Annotated in this window: 15 protein-coding genes; 8 read left to right on the top strand and 7 right to left on the bottom strand. The window is 71.3% G+C overall.

Translation table 11 applies throughout. The annotated features are described in order from the left end of the window. The first annotated feature begins 15 nt into the window (after positions 1-15). From HD596_RS34960 to HD596_RS34940, 5 genes are all read left to right on the top strand, one after another. Positions 16-390: a BlaI/MecI/CopY family transcriptional regulator gene (locus HD596_RS34960; protein WP_225964269.1), complete on the top strand. Its 375-nt coding sequence runs from the start codon at positions 16-18 to the stop codon at positions 388-390. Further along, positions 387-1334, top strand: coding sequence for a M56 family metallopeptidase (locus HD596_RS65070; RefSeq protein WP_185073650.1), 948 nt, complete (start codon positions 387-389; stop codon positions 1332-1334). The genes HD596_RS34960 and HD596_RS65070 overlap by 4 nt, the downstream gene beginning before the upstream one ends. A gap of 173 nt (positions 1335-1507) precedes the next feature. Next, on the top strand, positions 1508-2176 hold the full coding sequence (locus HD596_RS34950; protein WP_185073648.1) for a 3'-5' exonuclease: 669 nt from the start codon (positions 1508-1510) through the stop codon (positions 2174-2176). Positions 2177-2236: 60 nt separating this feature from the next. Then, positions 2237-2755 carry an EXLDI protein gene (locus HD596_RS34945; RefSeq protein WP_185073646.1) on the top strand — a complete coding sequence of 173 codons (519 nt, stop codon included), beginning with the start codon at positions 2237-2239 and terminating at the stop codon, positions 2753-2755. Between the two features lie 30 nt (positions 2756-2785). Further along, the gene (locus HD596_RS34940) at positions 2786-3322 is read left to right on the top strand and encodes a DUF1707 SHOCT-like domain-containing protein (protein WP_185073644.1); all 537 of its coding nucleotides are present in this window, start codon (positions 2786-2788) and stop codon (positions 3320-3322) included. Positions 3323-3326: 4 nt separating this feature from the next. Here HD596_RS34940 and HD596_RS34935 read toward each other — a convergent pair whose 3' ends face one another. Further along, positions 3327-4082 (bottom strand): ZIP family metal transporter, encoded by a 756-nt coding sequence (locus HD596_RS34935; protein WP_185073642.1) that lies wholly within the window; start codon positions 4080-4082, stop codon positions 3327-3329. Positions 4083-4160: 78 nt separating this feature from the next. Here HD596_RS34935 and HD596_RS34930 point away from each other — a divergent pair, with 78 nt between their 5' ends. After that, positions 4161-4721, top strand: coding sequence for a hypothetical protein (locus tag HD596_RS34930; RefSeq protein WP_185073640.1), 561 nt, complete (start codon positions 4161-4163; stop codon positions 4719-4721). Positions 4722-4752: 31 nt separating this feature from the next. Here HD596_RS34930 and HD596_RS34925 read toward each other — a convergent pair whose 3' ends face one another. Continuing rightward, a complete protein-coding gene (locus HD596_RS34925) occupies positions 4753-5727 on the bottom strand; it encodes an aldo/keto reductase (RefSeq protein WP_185073638.1) in 975 nt (324 codons plus the stop codon). Positions 5728-5830: 103 nt separating this feature from the next. On the opposite strand from HD596_RS34925, the gene HD596_RS34920 reads away from it, so the two are divergent. Continuing rightward, the gene (locus HD596_RS34920; RefSeq protein WP_185073636.1) at positions 5831-6424 is read left to right on the top strand and encodes a TetR/AcrR family transcriptional regulator; all 594 of its coding nucleotides are present in this window, start codon (positions 5831-5833) and stop codon (positions 6422-6424) included. A 61-nt stretch (positions 6425-6485) separates the two neighbouring features. On the opposite strand, the gene HD596_RS65065 is transcribed toward HD596_RS34920, so the two are convergent. The 5 genes from HD596_RS65065 to HD596_RS34895 all read right to left on the bottom strand — a co-directional run bounded on the left by HD596_RS65065 (position 6486) and on the right by HD596_RS34895 (position 11368). Then, complete coding sequence (locus HD596_RS65065) at positions 6486-7592, bottom strand: Gfo/Idh/MocA family protein (protein ID WP_221519648.1); 1107 nt, start codon at positions 7590-7592, stop codon at positions 6486-6488. After that, entirely contained in the window at positions 7589-8368 is a 780-nt protein-coding gene (locus HD596_RS34910; protein ID WP_185073634.1) for a ThuA domain-containing protein, read from the bottom strand. The genes HD596_RS65065 and HD596_RS34910 overlap by 4 nt, the downstream gene beginning before the upstream one ends. 13 nt (positions 8369-8381) lie before the next feature. Next, on the bottom strand, positions 8382-9200 hold the full coding sequence (locus HD596_RS34905) for a carbohydrate ABC transporter permease (protein ID WP_313045553.1): 819 nt from the start codon (positions 9198-9200) through the stop codon (positions 8382-8384). Next, on the bottom strand, positions 9197-9976 hold the full coding sequence (locus tag HD596_RS34900; RefSeq protein ID WP_185073632.1) for a carbohydrate ABC transporter permease: 780 nt from the start codon (positions 9974-9976) through the stop codon (positions 9197-9199). The genes HD596_RS34905 and HD596_RS34900 overlap by 4 nt, the downstream gene beginning before the upstream one ends. A 174-nt stretch (positions 9977-10150) precedes the next feature. Next, positions 10151-11368, bottom strand: coding sequence for a sugar ABC transporter substrate-binding protein (locus HD596_RS34895; RefSeq protein ID WP_185073630.1), 1218 nt, complete (start codon positions 11366-11368; stop codon positions 10151-10153). A gap of 264 nt (positions 11369-11632) precedes the next feature. Between HD596_RS34895 and HD596_RS34890 the strand changes: the two genes are divergently transcribed. Continuing rightward, positions 11633-12643 (top strand): LacI family DNA-binding transcriptional regulator, encoded by a 1011-nt coding sequence (locus HD596_RS34890; RefSeq protein WP_185073628.1) that lies wholly within the window; start codon positions 11633-11635, stop codon positions 12641-12643.

Genomic DNA, 12643 nt, shown 5'->3' with positions numbered 1-12643 from the left:
GATAGCATTCGTGGCATGATGCGCGGCCTAGGAGAGCTCGAATCCACCATCATGGAGCGGATGTGGGCCCGGCGGCAGCCTGCCTCCGTCCGGGACGTGCTGGAAGAACTGCAGCAGGAGCGCACCATCGCCTACACGACGGTCATGACCGTGATGGACAAGCTGCACACCAAGGGCCTGCTCAAGCGCGAGCCCGTCCGCCGCGCCTACATCTACGAGCCGGTCGCCTCCAAGGAGGCCTACACGGCCGACCTGATGCGGGCCGCGCTGGCCGGCAGCGGCAACCAGGCCGCCACGCTGGTGCACTTCCTCGAACGGCTCACCCCCGAGGAGGCGACCGCCCTGGAGGCGGCCCTGCAGGTGTTCCCGCCCAAGGGCGGGCAGGCGTGATCGCAGCCGCCGTCCTGGCGCTCTACACGGTGGTCGCCGCGATCTGGCTGCCGCGGCTGATGCGGACCGCGCGCTGGGCCGACCGGGCGCCCCGGCTGGCGATCGCGATGTGGCAGGCGGCCGGCGCCTCCGTGATCGCCTCCGCCGTCCTGACCGCGTTCGTCTTCGCCGTGCCCGCCGACGTCGTGGGCCACGGGCTGGCCGGGCTGTTCGAGATCTGCGCCGCGATGCTGTCGGACGGCCAGGGCCTGACCCTGGCCGGCGCGGGCGCGCTCCTGGCCGCAGGCGCGGTGCTGGCGCGCCTGCTCTCGTGCGGCGCGGCCGTCCTGGTCAGGACGCACAGGGAACGGCGTACGCACGCGGCGATGCTCGGCCTGCTCGGCCGGCGCGACCGCGACCTCGACGCGATCGTGCTCGACCACGACGAGCGGCTGGCCTACTGCCTGCCGGGCAGGCGCGCCCAGACCGTCATCACCACCGGCGCCCTGCGCAGCCTCACCCCCGAGCAGGTCGCCGCCGTCCTGGCGCACGAGCGCGCCCACCTGCGCGGCAGGCATCATCTGGCGCTCGCCGCGGCACGCACTCTGGCCAGGGCGTTTCCGAAGGTGCCCGTGTTCGGGGCGGCCGAGGCGGAGATCGTCCGGCTGATCGAGCTGCTGGCCGACGATGTCGCGGCGCGGCGCCATCCGCGGGTGCAGATCGCCGCCGCGCTCGTCGGCCTGGCCACCGGCCGGGCACCCGCGTTCGCGCTCGGCGCCGGCGGCGACACCGCGCTCCTGCGCGTACGCCGCATGCTCAATCCCGCCTCCCCGCTCAGGCGCGTCGAGCGCCTGACCGGGGTGGCGAGCGTGGCCCTGCTGCTGAGCGGGCCGGCGGCGGTGGCGCTGGTGCCCGGCCTGGCCGCGTTCGTGGCGCACCACTGCCACTCCCTGCTCACCTTCTGAGGCTGCGGCCCCGGAACCCCTCCGGCGACACGGGTTTCCGGTTCGCGGGTGCGCGGACGGGCGGCGGGGTACCGTCACCGCGTGGATGCGCCCGTTGCACGGATCGCCTTGTTCCTCGCCGTACGGAATGTGCCGTACGCCACCCACGACCCCGCGCCGGCGGAGAACGGCTGATGGATGACCGGGGAGCGCTGTACGGCGACGCCGCTTTCGCCCGCCACACGCTGGTCGTCATCGACTTCGAGGGGCTGACGCCGCAGGGGCGTCCCCTGGTGCCGGTCGAGGTGGGTGCGTGCGCCGTCAAGGCGAGCGGCGGCGACCTGGCCGAGGTGTGGCGGTTCGAGTCGCTGATGGCCCCGCCGGCGGGCGTGCCCGTCACCCCGTGGGACGTGCGGCAGACCGGCATCACCGAGGCGATGCTCGCCACCGCCCCACCGGCCGAGCAGGTCATCGCCGCCCTCGACGACCGCCTGACGGAGCCGCCGTACCGGCTCGTCGCCCATCATGCCGCGACGGAGGCGGCCCTGATCGCCGGGCTGCGGTCGTGGTGCCCGCGGCTGGCCGCCGTCCCGCTGCTCGACACGGTACGGCTGGCCCGCCACCTGTATCCGCGGTTGCCCTCCCACAGCCTGGACACGCTGCTGGCGCACCTGGGCATCCCCCGCCCGGCCGGTCGCCACCGGGCCCTGCCGGACGCCGAGGTGACGGCGCGGCTGCTGCGGCGCCTGCTGGCCGAGGGGGGCCGTACGCGCTGGCGTTCCCTGCACGACCTCGACGCGATCGGCGGCCTCGCGCCCAAACGGCCACCGCACCGGCCGAGCGAGCAGCCGGGCCTGTTCTGAAGCCTGTTGCCACCACGCCCTCTTATACGTAGGCTTATACGTATAGAGAGGAGAGCGATCATGGCGCACAGCACGACGGTCGAGATCCCGGACGAGGACCTTCCGCTGTTGGAGCGGGCGCAGGACCTGGCGGGCGGCACGCCGGCGGCGGCGATCAGCGAGGCGCTGCGGCGCTACGTCGAGGCGGAGGAGGGCCGTCGGCAGGGCTACGACGAGATCGTCATCGAGGTCGCCGGCGACGAGCGGCGCTTCGCGGGGGTGCTGCTCGGCGAGTGGGGCCGCACCAGCCGCAGCGGGCGGGTGGAGACGTTCCGGGTGTACCGCTCGGGCAAGGGCACGTTCGTCCTGCACGTCGACCGGTCGCCCGACTGGGTGAGCGGCTCGGAGTCCGACGACTGGGCGACCACCTGGCTCGGCTACCTGGGCCTGGGCGAGACGAGCTGGGGCTTCGTACCGGGCGATGCCGCCGTGGAGGTCGTCGGCACGATCGAGGAGCTGCGCGGCAAGATCCCCGCCGAGTTCTACGACCGGCTCGCCAGGACCGCCGACCGTCCCGTCGTCGAGGACCTCGATCTCTGACCGGCGACCCGACCGAACAGGAAGGCACCCATGGAACTCCGGACGCGGGTCTCCGACGGCGACCGCGACATGGTCGTTCAGCGACTTCAGCAGGCCTTCGCCGACGGCCGGCTCGGTTCGGCCGAGATGGAGGAGCGGCTCGAACGGGCGCTCACCGCCACCTCCCGCGGCGACCTGGTGGCGGTGACCGCCGACCTGCCGGAGCTCCCGGACGAGACGGTGGAGCTGAGCTCCACCGGCGGGCGCATCAGGCGGGCGGGCGACTGGCAGGTCCCGCGCCGGCTGCGGATCGAGTCCGAGTACGGCCAGGTACGGCTGGATCTGTCCCGGGCCGTCCTCGCGCATGCCGAGATCGAGATCGACCTGCGGCTCGGCTACGGATCCGCCACGATCGTCCTGCCGCGCGGCGCGACCGCGAACGCCGACGGGGTGCGCACCGAATGGGGCCGCGTGACCTCCGAGGCACCGGGCCGCCCGCGTCCCGGCGCTCCGCACGTCCTGGTCACCGGGACGCTCCCCTACGGCCGGCTGCGGATTCGCCTGTCCCGCCGGTGGCGCGGCCGGTGAGGATTCATTCGGCCAGGCGCTCGACGGCGAAGGCCGCCAGGAATCCGATCGTGGTGATGAGCCCCGTGAGGGTGTGCGCGCGCTCGAAGGCTTCGGGGATCATCGTGTCGGCCACCATGGCGAGGATCGCGCCCGCCGCCACCCCCATGATCACCGCGGTGACCGCGGGCGAGGCGGACTGCATGGTCAGGTTGCCCAGCAGCGCGGCCAGGCCGCTGGCCAGCGCGATCCCGCCCCAGATGCCGAACACGTAGCGGGCGCCGCGCCCCGCGCGCTTCATCCCGGCGGCGCTGGAGAGCCCTTCGGGGACGTTCGAGATGAACACCGCGGCCAGCACCGCGAGCCCGATCTTCCCTCCGCCCACGAGGGACAGGCCGAGCACCACGGACTCGGGCACGCCATCGAGCAGGGCGCCGATGGCGATCGCCGCGCCGCTCCCCTGGACGTCGGCCTCGCTCGGCTGCTGATCGCCCGAACGCTTGCGGTGCCGCGCGCCGTGGCGGGCCAGCAGCGCGTTGGCCGCCACGTACGCGCAGGCGCCGGCGACGAAGCCGGCGGCGGCCGGTACGAGCCCGCCGGCGCGCTCGGCCTCGTCCATCAGCTCGAACGACAGCGCCGAGATCAGGACCCCGGCCCCGAAGGCCATGATCATGGCGATCCAGCGCGCCGGGACCCGCACCGACCAGGCGACCGCGGCCCCCACGACCAGGGCTCCACCGGCCACCAACCCCCAGAGCCCGGCCTCCAGCCATTCCGGCATCACCGCACCTCCACCCGCAGGACTGTACGCGCCATGTGATCCCGTCCCCTCGGAGGGGGCGGCAGTAAACTGCCCGATATGCGGCGATTGAGCAGTACGGTGGTCGTGGTGGCGGGCGACGGCTCCGCGGAGCTGGTCGCGGGCCTCGACCGGCTGCACAACGTGCGGGCGATCCCGCGCGGGGAGCTCCGGCCGGCCGAGGTGATGGAGATCGCGGCGCGCTCGGGGGCGACGTACGTCGTGCACGACGCCGATCCGCTGGCCGACGTGGCCGCGGCGTGGACGGCGTTCTTCGACGGCACGGGCGTGGCCGGCGCCCTGGAAGTGGCCATCGAGGCCGCGATCGAGGAGCTGCGCGCCGACCGGCTGGTGCTGCCCGACTACTACCTGGTCGTGGACCCCGACGGGATGCCCGAGACGTGGCGGCACTGGTGGCTCGGGGTGCTGGCCGGGGCCGCGCCCGTACGGGTGGTGCCGGTGCACGCCTCGGCGGCGGCCGTCGCCGAGGAGCTGGGCCGGCTGACGGCGGGGCGGTGGTGGCCCGCGGACCTGCGGGCCTGGCTGCGCGAGCTCCCCCGCGTGGTGCCCGACCGGGCGGGGCTGCCCGCCCCGCTCACGAACCTGGCCGGTACGGGCTGAGCCCACGAGGCCCCGGGTTCTGAGGCGCGTCCTACCAGTCGGCGGGCATGTAGGCGGCGGGGTAGCGGCTGCCGGCCGAGCCGTGCGGGAGGATCTCGAGGACGCGCTGGAGGTCGGCAGGAGTGAGCTCCACGCCGGCGGCGGCCACGTTCTCCTCGATGCGCCGGGGGCTGCGGGTGCCGGGGATGGGGACGATGTCCTCGCCCTGGGCAAGCAGCCAGGCCAGCGCGAGCTGGGCGACGGTGATGCCCTTGGCGGTGGCCAGCTCCGTCAGGCGCTGGGTGGCGCGCAGGTTGTAGGCGTAGTTGTCGCCCTGCCAGCGCTCGTCCCAGCGGCGCATGTCGCCCTCGGCGTACTCGTGGCCGGGCTTGACCGCGCCGGTGAGGAAGCCGCGGCCCAGCGGGGAGTAGGGGACGAAACCGATTCCCAGCTCCCGCACGACGGGCAGGATCTTGTCCTCGACGTCCCGCTCGAAGAGCGAGTACTCGGTCTGCAGCACGGACACCGGGGTGACGGCGTGGGCGCGGCGGATGGTGTCCTCGCCCGCCTCGCTGAGCCCGAAGTACCGGACCTTGCCGGCCGCGATGAGCTCGCCGACGGTGCCGGCCACGTCCTCGATGGGCACGTCCGGGTCCGGGCGGTGCTGGTAGAGCACGTCCAGGTGGTCGGTCTGGAGCAGCCTGAGGCTGTTCTCGGTGACCTTGCGGATGTTGTCGGAACGGCTGTTGAGACCGAGCGGGTCCTTGGTGAGGTCGAAGCCGAACTTGGTGGCCAGCACGACCTCGTCGCGGAAGTCCTTGACGGCCTTGCCGAGGAGCGCCTCGTTGGCGCCGCCCCCGTAGAGCTCGGCGGTGTCGAAAAAGGTCACGCCCAGCTCGTGCGCGCGGCGGATGGTGGCGATGCCCTCGTCGTCGTCGGCGGGGCCGTAAGCGATGGACATGCCCATGGTGCCCAGGCCGAGCGCGGAGACGCGCAGTCCCTGCCGGCCGAGTGTCCTGTGCTGCATCGGGTGCTCTCCTGTACGCGTCAAACCAAACTGTTCGGTTTGACGCTACTCCTCCCAGGGGACGGGTGCCAAACCGAACGGTTCGGTTGACTAGGCTTGATCCATGACCGATCGTGGCCCCGCCGACTCGACGCGCGACAGGATCGTCACCGCGGCGAAGGCCGAGTTCTCCCGGCACGGGATCGCCGGGGCGCGGGTGGACCGGATCGCCAAGGAGGCCCGGACCAGCAAGGAACGCGTCTACGCGTACTTCCGCAGCAAGGAGGCGCTCTACGCGTTCGTCGCGGGACAGGAGCTGACGGTCATGGCCGAGGCCACCCGCATGGACCCCACCGACCTGCCCGGCTATGCCGGGCGGGTCTTCGACTACTTCATCGGCAACCCGGAGCACTACCGGCTGCTCGCCTGGGGCCGGCTGGAGCTGAGCGAGGCGCCCGACGCCGAGAGCCCCACCTGGGCGGCCATGACCCGCAAGCTCGAACAGCTCCGCGACGCCCAGCGGGCCGGCCACCTGGACCCGGCATGGGACCCGGTCGACATTCTCTCGCTCGTCAGCCAGATCACCATGTCCTGGGTCGGGCAGCCCGAGGTGGCCCATCTGTCCGCCCGGCAGGCGCGCGACCCCGGCACGGAGGCCCGCCGGGCCGCTGTCGTCAAGGCGGTCCGGCTCCTCTTCCCTCCGGCCCGGACACCGTAGCTACCGGCGCCGCAGCCCCGATCTGAGGCCGCGCGGACGATCCGCGCGGGCCTCGCCGGCGTCAGCTCGTGACGGCCCGCTGTCTCGGCAGCGCCGCCGTCGCCGTCCCCCAGGACTCGAGCCGCGTACGGATCTCCTCGCGTACGGGGTGCGAGAGCGCGTCCTGGTAGGCGAGCTCCAGCAGCGCGTCGATCTCGACGCGCCGGCCGGACTCCGCGGAGCGGACCGCCGCCTCGACCATCGCGAGGCTGCGGACGTTGCCCGCGATCGCCCCCGCCGGCTCCACCCCCGCCCGCAGCGCCGCCACGAACTCCGCGAGCGCCCCGGCGATCTGCTCCTGGTCGCCCCGCGGCACGTCCACGGCGCCGCCGGCGCTGGACCTGACGCGGTCCTCGCCGTCCCAGGTCGCGGTGCCCTTGGCGCCGCTGGCCAGCCACTCCCCGTTCCAGGACGTCTCCGCCCCCTCCGCGCACCAGCTGCCGGTGAACACGTAGCGGGTGCCCTCCTCGAACAGGAAGGTCGCCGTCGCCGCCGCGTCGCCCCGGTACCAGCTCCAGGACGGGTTCCAGCTCTCGCAGCCGACCGAGACCGGCTCCGCGCCGAGCAGGTGGCGGGCGGCGTCGAAGGCGTGGATGGCCATGTCCACCAGCAGCGGCTGGTCCATCTCGTCGCGGAAGCCGCCGAAGCGCGGAGCCCGGAAGAACCCGGTGGTGAGCAGCCCGATCGGGCCGAGCTCGGCGATCCGGCTCCGGTACGCCTCCAAGGCGGCGAAGTACCGGCGCGACTGGCTGATCATCAGCAACCGCCCGGTCGCCTCGGCGGCGGCGGCCTGGACGAGCGCCTCGGCGAGGGTCGGCGCGGCCGGCTTCTCGCACAGCACCGGCAGCCCGGCGAACAGCGCCTCGACGTTCACCGCGGTGTGGGCCGCCGGGATCGTGACGTTCACGACGGCGTCCGGCCCGGTCGCCAGGAGCTCGCCGAGCGAGGCGCCGACCTCGGCGTCCACGCCGACGGCCCGTACGGCCTGCGCCGCCCGGTCCGTGTCGAGGTCGGCCACCCCGACGAGCTCGACGTCGCCGGACGCGGCCAGGGTCCGCATCCAGGCCACGCCCATCGCGCCCGCCCCGACCTGCACGACGCGGAGCGGGCGCGCGCCGGAACGGTTCACTCGGCGTGCTCCTTGTTGTGCAGGGCGCCGCGGTAGCCGTGCCCGTGGAAGAAGTCGCCCGTCTCGTAGCGGAGCAGGATCGGCAGCTCCCGCCGCGACCGGTCACCGGCCGCCCACTCGGCGCCGTTGGCGATGACGTGCAGCACGTCCGGGTGGTGGTAGACCGGGTAGTCCTGGTCACCGGGGCTGAAGTAGAAGATCTTGCCGTTGCCGCGCCGGAAGGTGACGCCGCTGCGGAAGACCTCGCCGCCGCTGAAGGAGCTGATGAAGATCAGCTCGTCGGGGGTGGGGATGTCGAACTGCTCGCCGTACATCTCCTGCGCGGGGATCACGATGGGGTGCGGGATGCCGCGGGCGATGGGGTGGGTCGGGTTCACCGTCCAGACCAGCTCGCGGTCGTTCTCGCTGCGCCAGCGCAGCGTGCACGTGGTGCCCATGAGCTTGGTGAAGATCTTCGACCAGTGGCCGGAGTGCAGCACCACCAGCCCCATGCCCGACAGGACGTGCCGGTGCACCCGCTCCACCACCTCGTCGGCCACCTCCCCGTGGGCGGCGTGACCCCACCAGATGAGCACGTCGGTGTTCGCCAGCACCTCCTCGGTCAGGCCGTGCTCGGGATCGTCCAGCGTGGCCGTGGCGACGGTCGCGCTGTCACCCAGCCAGCCCTCGATCCCCCGGCGGATGGCGTTGTGCATGCCGTCCGGGTAGATCTCGGCGACCCGGGGTTCGAGCTGCTCGTGGCGGTTCTCGCCCCATACCGTGACGTGTGTCTTCACACATGTTCCTTTCTCATTTGATCGCGCCGTTGATGGCGCCGGAGGCGATGTAGCGCTGGGCGAAGATCAGCAGCAGGCCCGCCGGGATGGAGGCGAGCACCGCGGTGGCCATCACGGCCGACCAGTCCTCGCTGTTGGCGTTGATGTAGTCGTAGATGCCGAGCGTGATCGGCCGGACCTCGGGGGTGCTGGTCAGGGTGAGCGCGAACAGGAAGTCGCTCCACGCCCTGAGGAAGGTGAAGAGCGCGGCGGTCACGATCGCGTTCTTGCTGATCGGCACGACGATCGAGACGAACGCCCGGAAGTTGCCCGCACCGTCCACCAGCGCCGCCTCCACGAGCGCCCTGGGGATGGAGCCCATGAACGCGCGGATGAGCAGCACCGCGAACGGGATGTCGCCGGCGGTGTTGGCGAGGATCAGGCCGAACACGTTGTTGAGCAGGTTGAGCGAGTTGAACAGGGGATAGAGCGCGTTCGCGATGACCATCGCGGGGATCATCTGCGTGACCAGCAGCACCAGCACGAACGCGTTGGCGCCGCGGCTCCGGAAGCGGGACAGGCCGTAGGCGGCGGGGGTGGCCACGAGCAGCGTCAGCACCACCGCCCCGAGGGCGATGGTCAGGCTCGTGATGAAGTTCGGGCCCTGCTCGGAGAAGGCCGTCGCGTACCCGGAGAACGTCAGGTGGATCGGGAAGAAGTCCGTGGTCGCGGCCCCGGAGCTGGCCTGGAGGCTGCTGTTGACCATCCAGTAGACCGGGAAGATCATCACTGCCAGGAAGGCGATGCCCAGCACGGTCATGGGCAGCCGGCGCACGGTCGATGAGGTGTTCACTCGTCGGGCTCCCGGCGTGAGAGGTACAGGTAGACCATGGCGAAGACGAGCGACACCACGATGAGGATGTTGCTGAGCGCGGCGCCCTGCCCGAAGTCGAACTCGACGAAGGACTTGTTGTAGGCGTTCGTGGCCAGCGTCTGCGTGGAGTTGGCCGGCCCGCCGCCGGTCAGGCCGAGGATGATGTCGACGACCTTGAGCGTGTAGACGACGCCGAGCACGAGGACGACGCTGACCACCGGACGGATGCTCGGCCAGGTGATGTGCCGGAACGCCTTCCAGCCGACCGCGCCGTCCAGCGAGCCCGCCTCGTAGAGCTCCCGCGGCACTCCCTGCAGGCCGCTGTAGAGGATCGCGACGTTGAACGGGATCCCGAGCCAGATGTTCACGCCGATGACGCCGGCGAGCGCGAGACCGGGGCTGACCAGCCAGGGGATCGGATCGACGCCGAACAGGCCGAGAAACTGGTTCAGGGCGCCGCTCTCCTGGTCGAGGATCCATTTCCAGACCGCGCTGGAGGCGATCAGCGGCAGCAGCCACGGGAGCAGCAGCAGCGAGCGCAGGAAACCGCTCAGCGGGAAATTGCGTTTGAAGAACAGCGCCAGGGCGAGCCCGATCGCGAATTGGAAGGAGATCGACCCGACCGTGAACAGGGCGGTGTTCACCAGGGTGGTCGTGAAAAGGCTGCTCGACAGGGACTTCGCATAGTTGGCCAGGCCGACCCATGGTGCCTCTCCCGTGTAGAAGGTCGAGGTCGTGTACTCCTGGAAACTCATGACGACGTTCTGGACGATGGGATACCCGAAGAACACCGCCACCAAGACGACGGCCGGCAGTGAGAAAAGCCACTGCGCGCCGTGCCGGGCCAGGCGGGCCGTTCTCCGGCGGTCCCTTTGGAGCGACTCCCCGGTTGCGGTGAGATGAAGGTTGGCCGCGCTCACGAGCCGCCCCTACTGCTGGTTCTGCGCCTGCTGCAGCGCTTGCTCGGGCGCGGCCTTGCCCGTCAGGGCGGCCTGCACGGCGGTGTAGATCTTCGTCGCCGCCTTCGGCCAGTCCGGCCCGAGAATCGCGGTGCGCGCGCGTGCGGTCTTCACCGCCGTGACGAACGGCGCGATCACCTCGCTGGTCTTGCCGAACTCCGCGGCGACGCTCAGGGTCGACGGAATGGTCTGCTCGATCTTCGCCGACTCGAGCTGCTTCTCCGGCGAGATGAGGCACTTCACGAACTCACCGGCCTTGCCCATCTTGGTCTTGTCGCCGGTCCGCGGCACCGTGTAGACCTCGCCGCCGAGCGGCGCGACCGTGGTCTGCGACGCCAGCCGGGTGGGGATCGTGAACGCCGCCCACTTCAGGTTCTTCTCCTTCTCCAGCTGCGGGATCACCCACGGGCCGTTGACCGCCATCGCGGCCTTGCCGGCGACGAACTGGTTGACCACGTCGCCCTGGCCCCAGTTGATGGAGCTCTTGGAGATCGATCCGTCGTTCTGCAGGTCGAGGAGGAACTGCAGCGCCTGCGCGGTCTCGGGGGTGGCGATGTTCTGCTCCGAGCCGCCGTTGCCCCACATGAACGGCAGGAACTGCCACGAGCCCTCGTAGGTGTTGATGTTGCTCATGGCGAAGCCGTAGCGGCCCTGCTGGGTCAGCTTCTTGGCGGTCGCGCGCAGTTCGTCCCAGGTCTTGGGCGGTGCCGAGATGCCGGCGGCCGCGAACAGGTCCTTGTTGTAGAAGATGGTGAGGGTGTTCACGGCCGGCGCGAGCCCGTACAGCTTGCCCTGGTACGTGCCCGCCTTCACGACGGCCTCCACCATGCCGTCGCCGTTCAGCCCGTAGTCGGTCAGCGGCGCGAGCGCGCCGGAGGCGGCGATCTGCTGCACGTCGGGGTTGTCGAGCATCAGCACGTCAGGGAGGGTGCGCGAGGAGCTCTGCTGGAGCACCTTGGAGATCAGCCCGGCGCCCGGGATGTGGTTGATCTTGACCTCGACGCCGATGCTCTTCGCGCAGGCCTGGTAGATCGCGTCGTGCGAGGGTTCGTAGTAGTCCTGGACGGTCAGCGATCCGGTGTCGGAGGAGGCCGATCCGCCGCAGGCGGTCAGGGAGAGAGGGACGAGGGCCGCTGCCGCGACAGCTACTTTGGGCGCCTTTCCTGGGCACTTTCGCGCTGTCTTCATGTGAGCTACTCCTTGGCGGCATAGGGGGGTGGTTCTTGCGGGCCACTGGCGGATGGAGTCACGGAGAGAGCCGGGGATGCGGAAGGCATCGCTCTCGAAACATGGACAACTGTCGGTAAAGCGCTTAACCGCGCTTGCTTGTGAAGTATGTTGCGCCTATCGCCCGGTGATGTCAATAACTAGTTAAGCGATTTACCGACGACCCGCGATAGAGTTACCCTGCTCTTCGCGCGCGTCCTCACAAGGTGGGAGGCGGGACAATCCATGGTCACGATGCGCGATGTCGCCGAGCGCGCCAACGTCTCCATCGCCACGGTCTCCTTCGTCATCAACGGCACCAAGCGGGTCGCTCCGGAGACCCGGGCCCGCATCGAGGCGGCCATCCGGGAGCTCGGCTACCGGCGCAACGTCGTGGCCCGCGCGCTGGCCAGCTCGCGCACGCGCATCCTCGCGCTGCTGCACCCCTACCTCGAAGCCCGGCCGATCGCCACGGCCAACCAGTTCCTCATGAGCGCCGCCCACGGCGCCCGCGAGCGCGGCTACGACCTCGTGCTGTGGCCGGTGAACGACGACGAGCAGATGTCCCACCTGCTCGCCGGCGGTCTCGTGGACGGCGCGCTGCTCATGGAGGTCCAGCTCCGCGACCCGCGCGTGGACCGGCTGATCGCGTCCGGGCTCCCCTTCGCGCTGATCGGCCGGACCGAGGACGAGGACCTGCCGTTCGTCGACATGGACTTCACCACCACGATCGACCAGGCCGTCGGTCATCTGCGCTCCTTCGGCCACCGGCGCATCGCGCTCGTCACCCTGCGGATGCGGGTCTCGACCGGGAACGAGCCCGGCTGGATCATGCGGGTGAAGTCCGCCTACCTCGCCGCGATGGCGGCCGCCGGCGAGCCGCCCACCGTCATCACCGTGGAGGGCACGTCGGCCGGAGGACGGAAGGCGGCCCGCCGGCTCAGCGCGGACTTCCCGCAGGTGACGGGCGTCGTCGTGGTGAACGAGGGCGCCTCGGCGGGGCTGGTCAAGGAATCGCGGGCGCTCGGGCGCAGCGTGCCGGACGACCTGTCGATCATCTCCGCGGCCACCACCGCCGAGCTCGGCGAGATGATCGAGCCGTCCCTGACCGTCATGACGGCGCCGGCCACCGAGCTGGGCCGGCTCGGCGTGAACGCGCTGATCGACCAGCTCGAAGGGGTGCCGGACGCCCCTCCGAACATCCTCATCCCCTGCACGCTGGTGTCGGGCCAGTCGGTCGGCCCCGCGCCGGCCTGA

Origin of the sequence: Nonomuraea jabiensis, from assembly GCF_014204795.1 — a bacterium.
GTDB classification, from domain to species: domain Bacteria; phylum Actinomycetota; class Actinomycetes; order Streptosporangiales; family Streptosporangiaceae; genus Nonomuraea; species Nonomuraea jabiensis.
The sequence above is the reverse complement of the archived record's forward strand: the minus strand, read 5'-3'. Positions and strand labels throughout refer to the sequence as shown.

What these genes read in the sequence shown, in the direction of transcription:
- HD596_RS34950 (WP_185073648.1), top strand. Translation starts at nt 1,508, where the DNA reads ATGGATGACCGGGGAGCGCTGTACGGCGACGCCGCTTTCGCCCGCCAC.
- HD596_RS34960 (WP_225964269.1), top strand. Translation starts at nt 16, where the DNA reads ATGATGCGCGGCCTAGGAGAGCTCGAATCCACCATCATGGAGCGGATG.
- HD596_RS34895 (WP_185073630.1), bottom strand. Translation starts at nt 11,368, where the DNA reads ATGAAGACAGCGCGAAAGTGCCCAGGAAAGGCGCCCAAAGTAGCTGTC.
- HD596_RS34935 (WP_185073642.1), bottom strand. Translation starts at nt 4,082, where the DNA reads ATGCCGGAATGGCTGGAGGCCGGGCTCTGGGGGTTGGTGGCCGGTGGA.
- HD596_RS34920 (WP_185073636.1), top strand. Translation starts at nt 5,831, where the DNA reads ATGACCGATCGTGGCCCCGCCGACTCGACGCGCGACAGGATCGTCACC.
- HD596_RS34930 (WP_185073640.1), top strand. Translation starts at nt 4,161, where the DNA reads ATGCGGCGATTGAGCAGTACGGTGGTCGTGGTGGCGGGCGACGGCTCC.
- HD596_RS34945 (WP_185073646.1), top strand. Translation starts at nt 2,237, where the DNA reads ATGGCGCACAGCACGACGGTCGAGATCCCGGACGAGGACCTTCCGCTG.
- HD596_RS34900 (WP_185073632.1), bottom strand. Translation starts at nt 9,976, where the DNA reads ATGAGTTTCCAGGAGTACACGACCTCGACCTTCTACACGGGAGAGGCA.
- HD596_RS34890 (WP_185073628.1), top strand. Translation starts at nt 11,633, where the DNA reads ATGGTCACGATGCGCGATGTCGCCGAGCGCGCCAACGTCTCCATCGCC.
- HD596_RS34925 (WP_185073638.1), bottom strand. Translation starts at nt 5,727, where the DNA reads ATGCAGCACAGGACACTCGGCCGGCAGGGACTGCGCGTCTCCGCGCTC.
- HD596_RS34940 (WP_185073644.1), top strand. Translation starts at nt 2,786, where the DNA reads ATGGAACTCCGGACGCGGGTCTCCGACGGCGACCGCGACATGGTCGTT.